16 protein-coding genes, 1 tRNA gene and 1 pseudogene are annotated in these 16,055 nt (G+C 46.0%); 4 read left to right on the forward strand and 14 right to left on the reverse strand.

The annotated features are described in order from the left end of the window. Positions 1-20 precede the first annotated feature (20 nt). On the forward strand, positions 21-896 hold the full coding sequence (locus QT998_RS00850; protein ID WP_333092771.1) for an SDR family oxidoreductase: 876 nt from the start codon (positions 21-23) through the stop codon (positions 894-896). Between the two features lie 123 nt (positions 897-1,019). Here QT998_RS00850 and QT998_RS00855 read toward each other — a convergent pair whose 3' ends face one another. Together QT998_RS00855 and QT998_RS00860 are read right to left on the reverse strand one after the other, a co-directional pair. Further along, positions 1,020-2,177: an EAL domain-containing protein gene (locus QT998_RS00855; protein WP_333092772.1), complete on the reverse strand. Its 1,158-nt coding sequence runs from the start codon at positions 2,175-2,177 to the stop codon at positions 1,020-1,022. Positions 2,178-2,589: 412 nt separating this feature from the next. Then, positions 2,590-2,663: transfer RNA gene (locus tag QT998_RS00860), tRNA-Pro, on the reverse strand. A gap of 90 nt (positions 2,664-2,753) precedes the next feature. On the opposite strand from QT998_RS00860, the pseudogene lipA reads away from it, so the two are divergent. Beyond that, positions 2,754-3,629: pseudogene (gene lipA / locus QT998_RS00865) on the forward strand (lipoyl synthase); the annotation flags it as partial. A 173-nt stretch (positions 3,630-3,802) separates the two neighbouring features. On the opposite strand, the gene QT998_RS00870 reads toward lipA, so the two are convergent. Next, positions 3,803-4,012, reverse strand: coding sequence for a hypothetical protein (locus tag QT998_RS00870; protein WP_333092773.1), 210 nt, complete (start codon positions 4,010-4,012; stop codon positions 3,803-3,805). 531 nt (positions 4,013-4,543) lie between these two features. Between QT998_RS00870 and sigC the strand changes: the two genes are divergently transcribed. Both sigC and QT998_RS00880 read left to right on the forward strand, forming a co-directional pair. After that, positions 4,544-5,812, forward strand: a complete 1,269-nt coding sequence (sigC, locus tag QT998_RS00875) for an RNA polymerase sigma factor SigC (protein ID WP_194010915.1) — start codon at positions 4,544-4,546, stop codon at positions 5,810-5,812. A gap of 245 nt (positions 5,813-6,057) precedes the next feature. Continuing rightward, the gene (locus QT998_RS00880; RefSeq protein WP_333092774.1) at positions 6,058-6,585 is read left to right on the forward strand and encodes a transcriptional repressor; all 528 of its coding nucleotides are present in this window, start codon (positions 6,058-6,060) and stop codon (positions 6,583-6,585) included. A gap of 170 nt (positions 6,586-6,755) precedes the next feature. Here QT998_RS00880 and QT998_RS27340 read toward each other — a convergent pair whose 3' ends face one another. The 11 genes from QT998_RS27340 to rpmH form a co-directional block, all read right to left on the reverse strand. After that, positions 6,756-6,884 (reverse strand): hypothetical protein, encoded by a 129-nt coding sequence (locus tag QT998_RS27340; protein WP_442921515.1) that lies wholly within the window; start codon positions 6,882-6,884, stop codon positions 6,756-6,758. Between the two features lie 15 nt (positions 6,885-6,899). After that, positions 6,900-8,339 (reverse strand): peptidoglycan-binding domain-containing protein, encoded by a 1,440-nt coding sequence (locus tag QT998_RS00885; RefSeq protein ID WP_333113552.1) that lies wholly within the window; start codon positions 8,337-8,339, stop codon positions 6,900-6,902. 617 nt (positions 8,340-8,956) lie between these two features. Next, positions 8,957-9,133 (reverse strand): hypothetical protein, encoded by a 177-nt coding sequence (locus QT998_RS00890; RefSeq protein WP_194010918.1) that lies wholly within the window; start codon positions 9,131-9,133, stop codon positions 8,957-8,959. Positions 9,134-9,622: 489 nt separating this feature from the next. Continuing rightward, positions 9,623-10,084 carry an SH3 domain-containing protein gene (locus QT998_RS00895; RefSeq protein ID WP_194067479.1) on the reverse strand — a complete coding sequence of 154 codons (462 nt, stop codon included), beginning with the start codon at positions 10,082-10,084 and terminating at the stop codon, positions 9,623-9,625. A 62-nt stretch (positions 10,085-10,146) separates the two neighbouring features. Further along, positions 10,147-11,655, reverse strand: coding sequence for an AAA family ATPase (locus QT998_RS00900; RefSeq protein WP_333092777.1), 1,509 nt, complete (start codon positions 11,653-11,655; stop codon positions 10,147-10,149). Positions 11,656-12,072: 417 nt separating this feature from the next. Beyond that, entirely contained in the window at positions 12,073-12,597 is a 525-nt protein-coding gene (locus tag QT998_RS00905) for a YceD family protein (protein ID WP_333092778.1), read from the reverse strand. Positions 12,598-12,851: 254 nt separating this feature from the next. Continuing rightward, on the reverse strand, positions 12,852-13,325 hold the full coding sequence (locus QT998_RS00910) for a Jag family protein (RefSeq protein WP_194010922.1): 474 nt from the start codon (positions 13,323-13,325) through the stop codon (positions 12,852-12,854). A gap of 11 nt (positions 13,326-13,336) precedes the next feature. Beyond that, positions 13,337-14,485 (reverse strand): membrane protein insertase YidC, encoded by a 1,149-nt coding sequence (yidC, locus tag QT998_RS00915; RefSeq protein WP_333113550.1) that lies wholly within the window; start codon positions 14,483-14,485, stop codon positions 13,337-13,339. 366 nt (positions 14,486-14,851) lie between these two features. Continuing rightward, positions 14,852-15,244 carry a PH domain-containing protein gene (locus QT998_RS00920; protein WP_333113547.1) on the reverse strand — a complete coding sequence of 131 codons (393 nt, stop codon included), beginning with the start codon at positions 15,242-15,244 and terminating at the stop codon, positions 14,852-14,854. Continuing rightward, positions 15,216-15,623, reverse strand: coding sequence for a ribonuclease P protein component (rnpA, locus tag QT998_RS00925; protein ID WP_194010925.1), 408 nt, complete (start codon positions 15,621-15,623; stop codon positions 15,216-15,218). Before rnpA ends, QT998_RS00920 begins: the two co-directional genes overlap by 29 nt. A 42-nt stretch (positions 15,624-15,665) precedes the next feature. Continuing rightward, positions 15,666-15,803: a 50S ribosomal protein L34 gene (gene rpmH / locus QT998_RS00930; RefSeq protein WP_193974120.1), complete on the reverse strand. Its 138-nt coding sequence runs from the start codon at positions 15,801-15,803 to the stop codon at positions 15,666-15,668. Between the last annotated feature and the right edge of the window lie 252 nt (positions 15,804-16,055).

Below are 16,055 nucleotides of genomic sequence, written 5' to 3' on the forward strand. Positions count from 1 at the left end.
ACAACCAACAACTAAAAATCATGTTCTTAGTAACCGGAGCAACAGGCGCACTAGGCCGCCGAATTGTACGAGAAATCAGACAGCAAGAGAAGCCTGTCCGCGCATTCGTTCGCCTCGCATCTCGCTACTCAGAACTAGAAAACCGAGGCGCCGAGATTTTTATTGGCGACTTAAAACAAGACAAAGATATTAAAAAAGCCTGCCAAGGAGTGCAGTACATCATCAGCAGCCACGGCACCGGCGGCGATGTTCAAGCAGTACACTACCGCGCTAACATAGAATTGATCGACTGCGCCAAAGAAGCGGGAGTGCAGCACTTTGTCTTTATTTCGGTACTGGGAGTCGATCGAGGATACGAAGATTCCGCAGTATTCAAAGCCAAACGAGAAGTTGAAAAATACCTGCAAAACAGCGGATTGAATTATACAATCTTGCGGCCTGCCGGTTTTGCTTCCAGCTTATTACCGCTAGCAGAAAGATTTCGAGAAACCGGACTTTACCTGCTGATTGGCGACGGCAAAAACCGCACCTCTGTTGTCAGTACCGACGACTTAGCAAAGATTGCCGCAGACTCGCCAACAGTCGAAGGCGCGCGCAACCAAATTTTAGCAGTCGGCGGCCCCGATGTTCTGAGCAGAGACGACATTGCCCGGATTTTCGGACGCTTGTTCAATCGCGAACCTGTGGTAATTAACCCGCCCTTGGTTGTGTTTGACGGCTTGCGAAATGTCTTGGGTTTGTTGAATCCTCAAGCTCAAAAAAGCTTAGGAACTTTGCGGGTATTGTTGGGTAACGAGTTTTTCTGCACTCCCGAAGAAGTGCAAAATTTGGAGTCTATCTACAACATGAGAATGGAATCCCTAGAAAGCTTTTTGCGGCGCAATTTAAGCGTTTAATATTTTCTGATTTTCTGATTTCTCGTTACCAGGCTCTGCCTGGTAATGAATATCTAGAGGCTCTGGCTCGAACTTGTCTTATTTTATTGGAGGCAGAACCTGGAAACGAGCAAATTTGAGCGTTTAGCCAGACAAAGAAACAGCTTCTACGCCACCCATATATTTGGTAACTGCGATGGGTGGAGAACAAGGCTTAGCAATCAAAAAACCTTGAACAAAATCCGCTCCCCGCTGTCGCACCCACTCCAACTCCTCCACAGTTTCCACGCCTTCAGCAACAGTTTTAATCTGTAATTGAGCGGCAACTTCTAACATTTTTTCAGTAATTAATGCCTTATAATAATCTTGATGAACGTTGCGAATCAATTGCATATCCAACTTTAGAAAATCCGGCCGCAACTGGTGCATCAAATTTAAATTAGAAGAACCGCTGCCAAAATCGTCCAAGGCAATTAAAAATCCCGCTTCTCGGTAAAAAGTCAGAATCTTAATCAAGTGATCCATATCGGGAGGATGCTGAGATTCTGCTACTTCAAAAACAATATTGCTGTGAGGAATTCCCGATTCATCAATAGCCTGCACCGTCATTCGCAGGCACGTAGCGGGATCGTAAACAGCAGTCGGAGAGAAATTAATAAAAAGCAGTTCTTTGATCTCGTGTACCTTGGCTTCGCGAATAGCGCGAGTCCGGGCTAAAGCATCTAGTTGAAAAATTATACCTGCTGATTCAGCTTGACCAAAAATTCGACCCGGAGGAATTAAGTTTCCTTGCTCGTCAATACCTCGGAGTAGCGCTTCATGGGCAAAAATCTTAGAAGTATCTGAGGTATAAACAATGGGCTGAAAATGTGTAGTAATGCGTTCTTGGGACAATAAATCTAACAGCCAATCAGAATTGCTGAAGTTAATAAAAGAGTCTAAGGAAGTGCTGCGATAAAAATCGCTAAATTGTGGCTGTTCAACTTCCCGCATCCACAAAACTTTTGTTTCTTTCAATTCTTGATTTGTCAACACCGAGGCTGATAGGGCGCTAAAGTTTTCTTTTGCTATTCCCTCCAGGGTAATGTACAAACACTTGCTCTCCTCTAAAAGCTGGAATTCAAGTTTTGTCTCCCTCAGTGCAGAAATAACCTTGTTCAGCGTGTGCGACACTGGAAACCACAGGTATAAGCCTCCGCGACCCTCTATTTTTTGGGGTACTGTTTCGCAGCGAGAGCAGGAGCCGAAGGCTTTGCCACTTCTTTGCACTAGAATATCCTCCGATTTTTGGATAAATTTCACAATTAATATAATATTGGTTACAATTGTAAGCCTATTCAGCTATTAATACATCTATCTCAAGGTGTAAATATTGATTAAGAAATCGTTAAGAATTACTATGGCAGTGTTTTTACTTGCCTCTAGTTTCAAACCTTGGTAAAATTTCTCATGATCGAGTACATACAATCAAACACAGTCTCGAATCTCAACAAAGAGAGAATATTCAGACTTGCTCTCTACTGTCTACTGCTGCTCTGATTCTTGACACATTATTCTCTACATTGCTTTGCAAAAATAACCGTTACAGTTGATTTTTAGAGTCAAGGGGGATGAACAGCCCGATCGACAATTTCAGCTCAGTACAAGTATAGACAGCCGGACGATCGCCCGAAACAAACTTACTGGCTGCAGAATATCAAATTTAATTTTAAAATCGGGATGACAGGATTTGAACCTGCGACCCCCTCGTCCCGAACGAGGTGCGCTACCAAGCTGCGCTACATCCCGAATTTAGTCATCACATTTTACGATATCACATTCAAGTCAAAATTGAGCAAGCTCGTATATAATAATTAGTAAAACACTACTCAGGCGGAGACAGACGTGACAGTTAAGCCCCAGTGGTTGCGAGTTAAAGCCCCCCAGTGGGAGCGCGTCGGCAACGTCAAAGAAATTTTGCGGGATTTATCCCTGAATACGGTTTGCGAAGAGGCTTCGTGCCCCAACATTGGGGAATGCTTCAACGCGGGTACTGCGACATTTTTGATTATGGGCCCGGCTTGTACCCGCGCCTGTCCTTACTGCGATATCGATTTTGAGAAAAAGCCCCAAGCTTTAGATCCGACGGAACCCGAAAGATTGGCGCAAGCTGTGCAGCGGCTAAAACTGAATCACGTTGTGATTACCTCTGTCAACCGGGACGATTTGCCGGATGGGGGCGCGTCTGTGTTTGTCGAGTGCATTCAAGCGGTGCGATCGACCATGCCCGATACAACTATAGAAGTTTTGATTCCCGACTTGTGCGGCAATTGGCAAGCTTTAGAAATTATTCTCGCAGCCCGCCCCGATGTACTCAACCACAATACCGAAACCGTAAAGCGACTTTACCGGAAAGTGCGGCCGCAAGGAAAGTACGATCGCACCCTCGAACTGTTACAGCGCAGCCGCCAAATCGCACCGGGGGTTTACACCAAATCCGGGATCATGGTGGGACTGGGAGAAACAGACAGCGAAATTCGGGAGGCGATGCACGACTTGCGGGCTGTCGGCTGCGATATTTTGACAGTTGGACAGTACCTACAACCGACTCCAAAGCACTTGAATGTAGAAAGTTTTGTGCCGCCCGAACAGTTTGATGCTTGGAGAGAGTTTGGCGAATCTTTGGGATTCTTGCAAGTTGTTGCTTCTCCCTTAACTCGCAGTTCGTATCACGCCGAACAGGTGAAGGAGTTGATGAAACTTTACCCGCGCTAGCAATTTAAACTCGCGGTGCACTGGCGATCGATCGGACACTAGCTCATATCATGTCCGATCGATTACCATCAAAAAAGGGTTTGTAGTGCGGACTAAATTCCGCAGTCTGAGAACAAACTGAAGTCCGCACGCGCGATCCAATAGTGCGTGCGGTTAATCTAGCGCACGCCGTATCAAACCCGATCGACCTCCGGTAACAGCAGGAACAACCAGCTTTTTCCGTCCTCCAAGCGCGAGTGCAAAAAACTCGGTTTCCGATGCCGTTTCTCTTGGGTGAGGTTGAACCAGAAGCCACAGCCAACAGCAAAATAATTATCGGCTGCTGTTTCCTCAAAAAAAGCGATTCCGGCAAAAAACCTCGATCGAGCGAGTTTTTTCCTCAAATTATCAGTTTAAATCCTAAATTTTTGTCGGGAAACCCGGTTTTTTCGTCAGCCGCAACTCGGTATTGAAAATAAGATCAACTCTGAACCTCATATTCTGCAAGGGATTAAACTTCCACCCACAGCAGGTATTTAGTTGATCCCGCCGAGTTATATAAAGTTTTATTAAAAAAATCCTTAATTTTCCGAAGTGATCGGGAACCAGGTTATTGGTGATGAAGATTAACTTAACTTCTGACGAACGTCACTTGTTTTTAGCCTGTCACTATCTATACTAGCTATACAAACAAAGAAGTACAACGCACTTTTCTGGCCTTCAACCTGTTACATCAGAAAGTTCTTAGGGTTTTCCTGAATCTTTGTAAAAGAAGTGGGGCTGCCAAAGTTCGATCGAACAACAGCAAAAAAAGTCACGAAAGTTAGTAAAGAAACAAACAGCGGTGATGGTTCGTCCTAATAAAGCGGGCATCATAATTATAAATAACCGCTAAGCGTAGCATCTTTTCACCCGGAGCAACTGAGAAAATCACTATGCCAGCCACCTCTTTTTACGCTGAAGCTGAATTCGACGAACAACTGCAAGTCAATCCATTGCAAGATGTAGATGTGTTGGATGAAGATGCTGAAGAAGCTGGGGACGAACTCATCGACCAACGCGCAGCAGAGATTGAGGATGCAGAGACAGCATCCAAATTGCAAAAAAATGCCAGCCGCCGCACTACGGATTTAGTGCGCCTTTACTTACAAGAAATCGGTCGCGTTCGTCTCTTAGGTAGAGACGAAGAAGTCTCTGAAGCTCAAAAAGTTCAGCGCTATATCAAACTACTGGAATTACGCAGTACCGTCGCCTCTCAGGAAGAAGGGCTAATTGGGCGCTTCGTTCATGTAATAGAGGTGCGCGATCGCCTGTCCGCACAGTTGGGACACAAGCCTTCCCTGGAACGCTGGGCATTAACAGCAGGTGTAGGCGACGTGCCAGAACTAAAACGAATTATGTCCGAAGGCAAGCGCCATTGGGCAGAATTGGCAGAGATGACTGTCGAGGAGATAGAAAGAATTCAAGCTGAAGGCATCGAAGCAAAAGACCACATGATTAAGGCGAACCTGCGCCTGGTTGTTTCGGTAGCGAAAAAATATCAAAATCGCGGTTTAGAGTTGCTAGATTTAATACAAGAAGGTACTCTCGGATTGGAGCGAGCCGTCGAAAAATTCGACCCGACGCGGGGCTATCGGTTTAGCACCTATGCCTACTGGTGGATTCGGCAGGGAATTACGCGGGCGATAGCTACTCAAAGCCGCACCATCCGCCTCCCCGTTCACATCACCGAAAAACTTAACAAAATCAAAAAAGCCCAGCGCAAAATTTCTCAAGAAAAAGGTCGGACAGCTACCATCGATGATATCGCGATCGAGCTGGAAATGACACCATCCCAAGTCCGAGAAGTTTTGTTGCGAGTCCCGCGCTCTGTTTCTCTGGAAACTAAAGTGGGCAACGAAAAAGATACAGAATTGGGCGACTTGCTCGAAACCGACAGCATCTCCCCAGAAGAAATGCTGATGCGGGAAGCTCTGCACCGCGACTTGCAGCAACTTTTGGCTGATTTGACCAGCCGCGAACGAGATGTAATTCTGATGCGCTTTGGTTTGGGCGACGGACACCCCTACTCTCTGGCAGAAATCGGTCGTGCTCTCGACTTGTCCCGCGAGCGAGTCCGCCAAATAGAAGCTAAAGCGTTGCAAAAACTCCGTCAACCAAAGCGCCGCAACCGCGTCCGTGATTATCTGGAGTCTCTCAATTAAATTAATGGGCGTGCATCTACTGTCGGTTTCTGAATCTAGATAGAAGACGGAAAGCAGAAGTATTGATTTCTACTTCTCAAGGATTTCTATGTCTTCTGTCTGGGGCTTTCGGGCATATTTGCCATCGAAAAATATCAAAAAATAAATTTTTTCCTCAACCTTTTTTCAATAAGCTCGGATATTTGCACAATATCTCGATCGTTGTGTATGATTGTCAATAGGCAGACTTTCTTGAGAGGGTCATAATGGCACTTTACACCGCGTCTTCATTCAAATCCGAACTCAATGACAAAGGCTGGCGGATGACTCCCCAACGGGAAACCATCTTGCACGTTTTTCAAAACCTCCCCAAAGGCAATCACCTGAGTGCCGAGGATTTGTACACTTTGTTAAAAAATCGCGGAGAAAACATTAGCTTGTCCACCATTTACCGAACTTTAAAGTTAATGGCAAGGATGAGCCTGCTCCGTGAACTAGAACTAGCAGAAGGTCACAAACATTATGAAATAAATCAGCCTTATCCGCACCACCACCACCACTTAGTCTGCGTTCAGTGCAACAGAACGATCGAATTTAACAACGATTCGATTTTGAAAACAGGTATGAAGCAAGCTGAAAAGTCTGGATTGCACCTGCTAGACTGCCAGCTAACTATTCATACGGTGTGTCACGAAGCTTTGCGGATGGGATGGCCGTCTTTGGTTTCGAGCAATTGGTCTTGTCCGAAGTCGATCGCCGAAAACGGCCACAACATTCTGGAGTCAATCGAGTGAAGGTACACTATTTTCGCGTTTCAAGTACAGATTGTTACAATAATTAACAAAAAACCGGCGCAAGTGCGATCGCAGTTACGCCGAAACCGGTTTTTTAAGGCAAATACATCATTTGACGAATGACTCGGAAGTTAGAAACCCGATTTGTTTGATGTAGCGTCCGCAAGTCCCTAAAAAGTTTGACTCAACAAATCGTCACTGCTAACGCCGTAACTGCTCTGAGCTCGATCGAGGGCATATCTCGTCTGAGCATCCAAAACTCCGGTGACTGAACCCCTGTAAAAGCCGAGGTCTTGCAGCCACCTTTGTCAGTATTAAATGCTCGATCGACGAGAATTGACAGTGCTGCTAATCGGAACAGCAGGAACAGGCAACCTCCGAGCCAATCCGTTTTGAATTTCGGTCAAAGTTGCCGGAGTGGCAATACCCGTCGCCGGAGACAAATTGCGTTCCTGCTGAAACGACAGCACCGCCCATTCAGTCTCGGCTCCAAATACTCCGTTCACCGGGCCGGGATTTTTGCCCAGACTTCTGAGTGCTGATTGAAGCTGTAGCACCGCAGGCCCTTTATCACCCCGCCGGATACCCCTTGCGACTGGCTGCTGCGCCTTTGCTGCCTGCCTGTGGCCTAGTCGCAAAGCCGATCGAGTGCTGCGATCCACCCGACCAGTCCCGAACATCCCGCTATCTTTCTGAAACCGGATCAAAGCTATCTGAGTTGGTCGATCGAACCAACCGTGAATCTGGCTCCTGTAATAACCCAATTGTTGCAGCCGCCGCTGCACAAATTCAACTTCTCGGCCTGTGTCGCCCAACTCCAGAAAATCTCCAGCATTACTCTGCTCGTCATTTTCTCCAGGATATAAGGTAATTTGATTAGACCTCATCTCGGCATCGATAGCAGTCAAAGTGGCAGTGTCAGCGCAGCCGTCAGAAACCAAATTATAATCTTGCTGAAAACGAGTCACAGCGTAAAGAGTGCGCTCGCGAAACTTGCCGTCAACGTCGCCTTCAAAATAACCCAAAGCTTTTAACTGCCGCTGGATCAAGTCTACCGTCGCCCCTCTGTCCCCGAAGCGCAGCCCCTTGCAACCGCCATTTCCCGAAATATTCCCCGGAGGCGTAGCGGGCGGAATCTGCCCGATGGAGCCAAACAGCAAAGCTAAAGTTTGCCGGTCAGCAACTCCAGTCACCTGCAGCCCATTAATTCGCTGGAAATATCTCACCGCACGGACAGTAACTTCGCGAAAATTTCCTGTGGGATGAGTGTTGAAGTAGCCTAGCTGCTGCAACCTGCGCTGGAGGGCGGAAACCTCTGCACCGGTGTCTCCAAAACTGAGTTCGGTATAGCTATAGTTTGTATAAGTAGTTTTAAAAGGTCGATCGTCCTGGGCTAAACTGTTGAGAGCGATCGCCGTAGCTCGATCGGGCCGGCCAGTCAGCGACAATTGATAGTCTCGTTGAAAGTTAGTCAGAGCTTGTCTAGTTACCGGGCCTAGCTGACCGGTGGAAGAACGGGGAAAATAGCCGAGTTCCCGCAACCTGTCTTGAACAGAGCGCACATCTGGACTAACAGGATCTATTTGAGCAAAAGCCGAACCGGCCGCGCTCAAAACCGACAGCATCAAGGTCAGAGACAACAAACGGACATAAGTCTGAGTCGATCGATTTTGCCACTTTGGCCCATCAACAATTTTCGACTCTGCGGGTGCTTCGCAAACAAGAGCAAGTTCGAGGTAGGCTAGGGATTCCATAAATTTTTACTGTTAAATTGTGGCTGTGGTGTACGAGCAAACTCAAACTGAGCTTTGGGTTGCTGCGATTCTATCAAGACTGAGTTTTACCTGTTCGCACGAAGCAACCCTGTTTGTCAAAAAAAAATTGCCTTCAAAAATAATTACAGGTAACAACCAAGATAGCATCGCTGTTTGTACTGACGCGAGTGTCAGGCAAAAAGTTTGCAGCCACATCGTAACCTCGATCGCCAAAAATGATAAATTTTTGAGTTAGTCCTGATATACTGCCCAAAATGCGGTTTATGGCTCTATCACCGATTGGATTGACCGCACAGGCGCGGTTAAGGTTCGTAGTGAAGACTTGCATACGCTCACAACAGACTAAAGTCCGCACTACGAAAAGTTTTTGTTGCGGTAATCGACCGGAGATGATGTTATGAGTATTTTTGACTAAATTTTTATTTTTGATTGATAAAAATATTATTTATTGAAGCATCAATACAAATTCCCACCCTTGCTGGTTGCAAATAGAGGTGGGATCTTGGATCGAGTTTAATCTATTACAATCACAAAAACCAAATCAACCCGACACGATATTATTGGTTAAATGTTCGTCTTAAAAATGGGACATTAACTTAAATTAAGCCGAACCGATCGCAAATCAAAGCTACTCCCGCCGCAAAAACAGTAATTGCCAAAGCTACCAGCGGGTTTTGGCCTCTGCTGACTGCAAAAGAAGTGACCACCCCAGCTCCTAATGCCGCAGTTACAGCAGCAGTCGCCAAATCTCGATCGGGACGTTTGTCGTACATATCTTTTATTTTTGGTAGCTATTAAGCTGAAAAGTTACCTCTTGGGATCAAAGCTATCACTGTTGCTTCTGCCTAGGTCACAAATCCCTCAGTTTCGCAACTAAGCTTAAAATTTTGCTAAGTTTCTTAACATACTCTAATTAATTAGATAGCTTTTACTTATACAAAGCCTGGTCTGGGGGTGGGATTTTTGGTTAAAAAACCTTTGCGCTGCTTGGCTTTAATGTCAAATTGCTGATTTTGCTCGGACTCGCACCCACAGTCTCAGAGTCTCTGATTGCCATCCCAAATATTGCAAATAAACTTTACTTGACTTTTATAAATAAATGTGATATTGAATTTTTGAATCGGAGATTAAGATTAGACTTGTTGCGTAGATTTTCGCTCTCGGAAACCCCAGGTATCAGGCAGATCGACGCTTTCTTAAGGCAGATAATTTCCCGATCGCGGATAAGGGTTGTCGTGCAAAACTTGAGATCAGCTATTGTCCTATTCACCTTCGACTTTTGCAGTATTGCCGCCCTTTACCCAACCTTCGCGATTGCCATCCTCAACCCGAATTCGCTGCCACTCTTTGTCCGGGGAATCTTCTAAAACTACGACTTTTTCGTTGTAACCGACACCGCCAATCCGGTTTGAGTCTCTGCTCCCACTGTCTCGGAGAATTAAGCCGATCGGCTGAGTCACTAAAGCTCGGTAAGCTCCCGGTTCTAAGGGTTTCGGAGACTGCTCATCGCTCGATGTAGAAACAGGGCTAGCTTGCGCTGTTGACTTGGGTTTTGCGCCGGCAACCTGAACTGCTGTTTTGTCGTTGGAAAACATCGGTTTTTCGGGCACAGTAGTTAGCTTAGCGGCAAAGTAAAGTGCAGCCGCCACGCTAGCGCCTGCCATGAGGACGATCGCTAGCAGAAAACCCACTAAAAACTTGAAAACGCTATATATACTGTTCATTGCTGACTGTTGACTGTTGACTGTTGACTGCTGACTGTTGACTGTTGACTGTCTTCGAGCGACTATCCCTGAATCCGGCGGCTCAGACTGCCGTATCTAGAAGCAAGGCGAGCTTTCCCAGCAGCGGCCCAATCTTGTAAAAATTGGATTTGCTCGCTCGCCGTTCTGGCTAAGGGTACCATCTGACTGGCTGATTCTAAAATATCATCTGTGGTAAAGTCTCGATTTTGACTAAACCCGATGTGCATGGCTTCAATCAAAGTTTGCTCGATTTCGGCACCCGAAAAATCGGGAGTTTCGTAAGCCAAGCGATCTAAATCGTAATTTTTGATACTGTGCGATCGCAACCGCAACAAATGTACCTCAAAAATTGCCCGCCGTTCCTCCTGACTGGGCAAACCTACAAAAAATATTTCGTCAAACCTGCCTTTTCTGAGCATTTCCGGCGGCAAAGACTGGATGTTGTTCGCCGTAGCAACTACAAAAACTGGTGAAGTTTTTTCTGCCAGCCAAGTAATAAAAGTCCCGAACACGCGGCTGGTTGTCCCGGAATCGCCTTTACCGTCCAATCCCGAAAAAGCTTTATCAATCTCGTCAATCCACAGCACGCAAGGGGCCAAGGCTTCGGCTAGCTGAATCATTTGTCTGGTGCGCGATTCCGATTCGCCGACTAATCCGGCAAATAAGCGCCCGACATCCAATCGCAGCAAGGGTAAATGCCAGTGGTGGGCGATCGCCTTTGCAGTTAAGGATTTGCCTGTTCCTTGAATTCCGACTAACAACAGGCCTCTGGGATGCGGCAAACCGTATTGGCGGGCTCGTTCGGAAAAAGCACCGCCGCGCCGCAGCAGCCATTCTTTGAGATTATCCAAACCGCCGATATCGGAGATGTTTTCGCGGGCTGGGTAAAAATCGAGAATTTGAGTTTGGCGGATTGTTTGGCGCTTTTCTTCTAAAATCAGTTCCGCGTCGTCTGGGTGCAGTTCGCCTCTGGTGGCGATCGCCTTTGCCAAAACTCGCCGGATTCGTTCGATCGACAGACCTTGACAGGAGCGCACTGTTTCGTCCAGCAAACGCCCTTCTATGGCTTGTCCGGTAGACCCTAACAGTCTTTCCACCTCAATTTTTATTTCCGCCGCCGCAGGCAGGGGAAACTCCAAAACTGTGATTACTTCGCTGAGGTCTTCGGGGATCGAAGTTATTGGAGAGACGATGACAATATTTTTGGGCATCGATTTGAGGAGTCTCGCCAAATTCCGCAGCTTGCGGGAAATTGAAACATCTTCTAAAAACCGCTGAAAGTCTCGCAAAATAAAGATCGCCGGCGCGGATGCGGGCAATTTTTCGAGAAATTCTAAAGCTTGCAGCGGGTTGCGCTTGCCAAAACCGGCATCGTTGGGATTTCCTTGGTAGCCGTCAACAAAATCCCAGATGTAGACTGCGCGAGAACCCTGTTTTTTGGCGCATTGGGCGATCGCTGCTTCGACGCGCTCTTCTTCCCGTGTGGGAATGTAAATTAGGGGGTAGCGCGATCGTAGCAGCAGTTCAAACTCGTCGCTAAAAATAGTCATTAGTTATTAGTTATTAGTTATTAGTTATTAGTTATTTGTTGTTTGTTATTTGTTATTTGTTGTCCGGTAGATTGACCGAGCTAAAATTGGAGTTGTGTGGACTTTAGAATGGAAAATAATGCGGACTAAAGTCCACACTACGAACCGTTTTTGTTATTGTAATCGACCGGGTACGATCATTAGTCATTGGTGGCTAGCTGGTGTTATTTTTTTGAACTCGTTATTCCACAGTTTTTAGTGGTTAGCTACGGAAGCATTTGTTTCGGAGAGTAAAAATATTTTTTGTTTGAGTGCGATCTAGGACGATCGCACTCGCGTGTAAAAGCAAAACTCAAATACTTCATTAATTATTGACTATTGCCAACTGCCAACTGCCAACTACCAACTACCAACTGCCAACTGCCAACTGCCAACTGACTAAGGCAATTTCCGTTTAAGTGCTGCCAAAGAAGCCCAGCGACTGTCCGATAATGTTTCTGAGCTTTCTGTCTCAGCAGCAGCATCATCATCATCATTTATATCTATTCCCGGACATTCAGTATCGCATAGATGTTTGTGCGGTAGTTCCAAACACATTTGCTGGTACACCCAATCACTCGGAGAAAAAGAGCCTGTAGGTGGCAAATTTTCCACCAAATCTTCTAAATCAACTTCATATTCTCCTGAACTTGCATCGGGCTGAAGGTTTTTTTCTTCCAACCAAATTATTTCAGAAGATCGCAGTTTTAAACGATGATTGTATTGTTTCAAGCATCTGTGGCAAGTTAGAGTAACAATTGTTTCTGCTTTTGCTTTCACTTCAAGATAATTACCTTGGTGAGCAACTTGCAATCGTCCCCGCACCGGAGTGAGAGTTTCTAAATCGGGAATAAATTCTTCAAAATCAATAACCTCTTTCCGCTCTAATTTTGTGAGTAGATGAGGAATATAAATTGTCTCCATAATCATCTTTCGCCGTTTTATGCTTTTCGTCTCAAGGCACAAGTCAGTCGATTTTAGATTTTAGATTTTAGATTTTAGATTTACTTCACAGATGAATCTGGGATCTGAAACTTTGGTCTAAAATTTTGGAATATCCACTTCTGACATCGGGGGCTTGTATCTGTTTTTGGGCTGATTCAAAAGTCAAAAGTCAAAAGGAATAGCTAATTTTGGGCTGTTTCCTTTTTCCTTTTTCCTTTTTTCCTTTTTTACCGTCAGCGCCGACGCACTACCAAACGCCGATCGGGTTCATGTCCTTGACTGTAAGTTTCTAGATCTTCATATTCGCTCAAAAAACCGTGGACTTGACGGCGTTCTGCTGAAGACAACGATTTTAGTTCAATTTCAGTTCCTGTCGATCGCGCTTGATCTGCTGCATACTCAGCCATCGAGCGCAATTCCTCTTGGCGGCGGATGCGATAGCCATTGAGTTCCACCGTATAAGGAATGGACTCTTCTGATTCGTTACCTATGTTCGCAATCGCGTTGCAGAGGTACTGAATCGCATCTAGTGCATCACCGTCAGGCCCGACTAAGATTGCAACTTGTTCGGGAGTCAGATTGCTGTGATCTATGGTCATCCAATAGCAATCTTTTTGTTGTTCGCATACCACTGTTGAAGGAATTGCGGACAGTTTTAGCAATTCTTCTAACCATTCCTGTCCGCGCTGCATTTGAGAGTCTTTCATTTTTGTTAAAATCAAGCCTTTTTCTTAGAACGCTTTGGTTCAAAGGGAAGTGCATCTAATCCCTGTTCTTTTTGAGTTTTCGCCTCTGCTTCGTCCACGATTTTTTGGAGATTTTCAGGCAGCGGTTCTCTGGACAAAATAAACGCTTGAACTGTTTGGAAGATGTTAGCAATCAGCATATACATCAACACGCCAGCGGGCAGCGGGAAGAACAAAAACATCCCCGAAAATATGACTGGCGTTAGTTTGTTGACTGTCGCCTGTTGGGGGTTGTCGTTTGGCCCTTGTGCTTGTCCCGAAAGGGTTTGGTTGATATACAAACTAATGCCGAAGCCGAGGATCATCACCAAAATATCCCAGTGGATCTTACCATCTGGGTCGATCGCGCCAACGCGGCCTAGAGCTTCAATAAACAGGAATCCTTTGTTGGCGGCCAATCCGGGGATTATGCCTTCAACAGTGATTTCACCGGGCGCTAAGGCTGTGATGTTGCCCTGTTCGTCTACGTTGACGAGTTCTTCGCCTTTGATAATTTTCCAGCGGGGTTCAAGGTCTATTTCGCTTTTATTTTCTGTCGCTATGCTTTGAAGAGCTTTACCCTCTGAGGTTTGAAAATTTATTTTGGTTGTGTCGCCGACTGCGAGTTTGTTGCCACCTGGAATCACGCCCACAATTGGAGCGTGAAAAGTACCTGTGAAGTAAATATTTTGGGGCGGTGTAGCAAAAGCTTGCGGTTGAACAGTTTCGATTTGTTCTTTCGGGACAATTTCAAGGTTGACGTTGTAATTTATGTCAGAAAATGGCGAACCCCTGAGCGTTGCGAAAAGTGCAAACAGCACTGGCATTTGCAGCACCAACGGGAAACATCCTGCTAGAGGGTTGCCAAATTCTTTGTAGACTTGGCTCATTTCCTCCTGCTGTTTAGTAGGATTGTCTTTATAGAGTTTTTGAATTTGATCTACTCGCTCTTTCATCAACGGCTGGGCTACTTTCATTCGTCGCATATTGCGAAGAGAGCCTGCGTTGAGAGGATAAAGAGCAAAGCGAATCACGAGCGTCAGAGCTACGATCGCTAAACCGTAGCTTGGCACGATCCCGTAGAAAAAATCTAGGATCGGCAGCATTAGGTTGTTGGAGAGAAACGAGATACCAAAATCCATTCGCTTTGAGTTAATTTAGCTGCTCTTTGTTTGCTGTTGAGAACTATTTTTACCCGCTGAAGGCGGGCCGTCTCACTTTTTAGGCTTTTGTCTATATCTTAGGACATTGCCTGTCGATCGACCGCCCGACCCGCAGGTTTTTGTAATCAATTGGCTAATACTCGCCCTGACTTCACCCAACAAACGGACACAAGCGCCCGACTTCTGTCGTTAGCAGCCTCTAATTTTAGACTTTTGTTCAACATTCCAGATTCATCGGCAGCAAATAAATCTCAAATTTCAAACTTGTTCACTTGCGTTGTCGAAGAATCTGCAAATGCGAAAACAGACTAATTTGGGCTTCAAACTAGGGTGAAAGCGCTGCGGTTATTTAGTTTTAGCCGCGTTGGCTTTTTGAGCGGCTGCGGGCAGTTTTTCGTTAATGTAATCATACATGGCTCGGAATTTCGGAATCGATCGCAATTCTAAGCGGCCGCCATTTTTCATTGTCAGCACCATGTCTCCGTAACTCCCGAAACCGCGAGGTACTGTGACCATTTTGACTATATCGGAGTAGATAACATCTGTGCGATCGCGCCCCATCCAACCGCTAGTTATGGAGACACGGCGGCTGGTGATCCGGTAGCGCAGCCACAGAGCCCGGACAATTGCTCCTACTGCGAGGGGGATTCCCACGACAGTAAGCCCCAGGAGCAAGTTGATGATCAAGTCTCCAAGCGCGGGGCCGCCTTCATAATATACTTCCTCTCGAATTCCCATCTAGTACCTCGGCTTCTACCAACAACTGCTCTAATTCTTGCAGAATTTCTGCATAATTGCACTCTTGTGCGATCGGACGCACGACAATTACTAAATCCCACCCAAATTTTAATCTGGGCAATAGCTCTCGCAAAGCTGCCCGAATCTGGCGCTTAATCCGGTTACGGACTACAGCGCGCTTGCTCACCTTGAGACTGATAGAAATGCCCGTGCGAGTTGGTGGCACCGATTTCTCGGCTGTCGTCGGTTTGTTTAATTCGACGCTTTTAGGTTTGCGAAGAGCTCTTAAGCTGAAATGAGCCGAGTTGCGGCGCATTCCCTTGCGGTAAACGGCGCTGAAGTCTTTTCGGTGCTTGAGTCGGTTTGTAGGAGGCAACATGGTAGCTGCGATCGTTGAGGCTTCTCCACCAAGGCTGCAGTGCTAGACTGCGAGGCGGTGGCGACCTTTGCTGCGGCGGGCTTTGATTACCAATCGACCGTTTACGGTACGCATTCTGGCGCGAAAACCGGATGTTCTTTTTCTTTTGCGGCTGGTTCCGTGCAGGGTTTGCTGTGTCATTTAGATTTCTCCCGGCTTGTTACTTTACTTTTGATTAATATTCACAATCTGGTAGTGTACCATAAAGTTGTTTTATTCGCAAAAAAACTTAGATTCGTGATATAATGAAGTTTTAATATTGTTTTTAGGGCAATAAAAATAATCTTCCAGAAACTTAGCCCGTGCATAAATTTCCAGAAACCGGGTTGATTCCGATATCTTTCGCTGCGCTACAAAGATAATCGCAGAAACCCGGTTTCTTAGCCACTGCAT

It is taken from the genome of Microcoleus sp. S1D4 (assembly GCF_036700765.1).
Taxonomy (GTDB): Bacteria; Cyanobacteriota; Cyanobacteriia; order Cyanobacteriales; family Microcoleaceae; genus Microcoleus.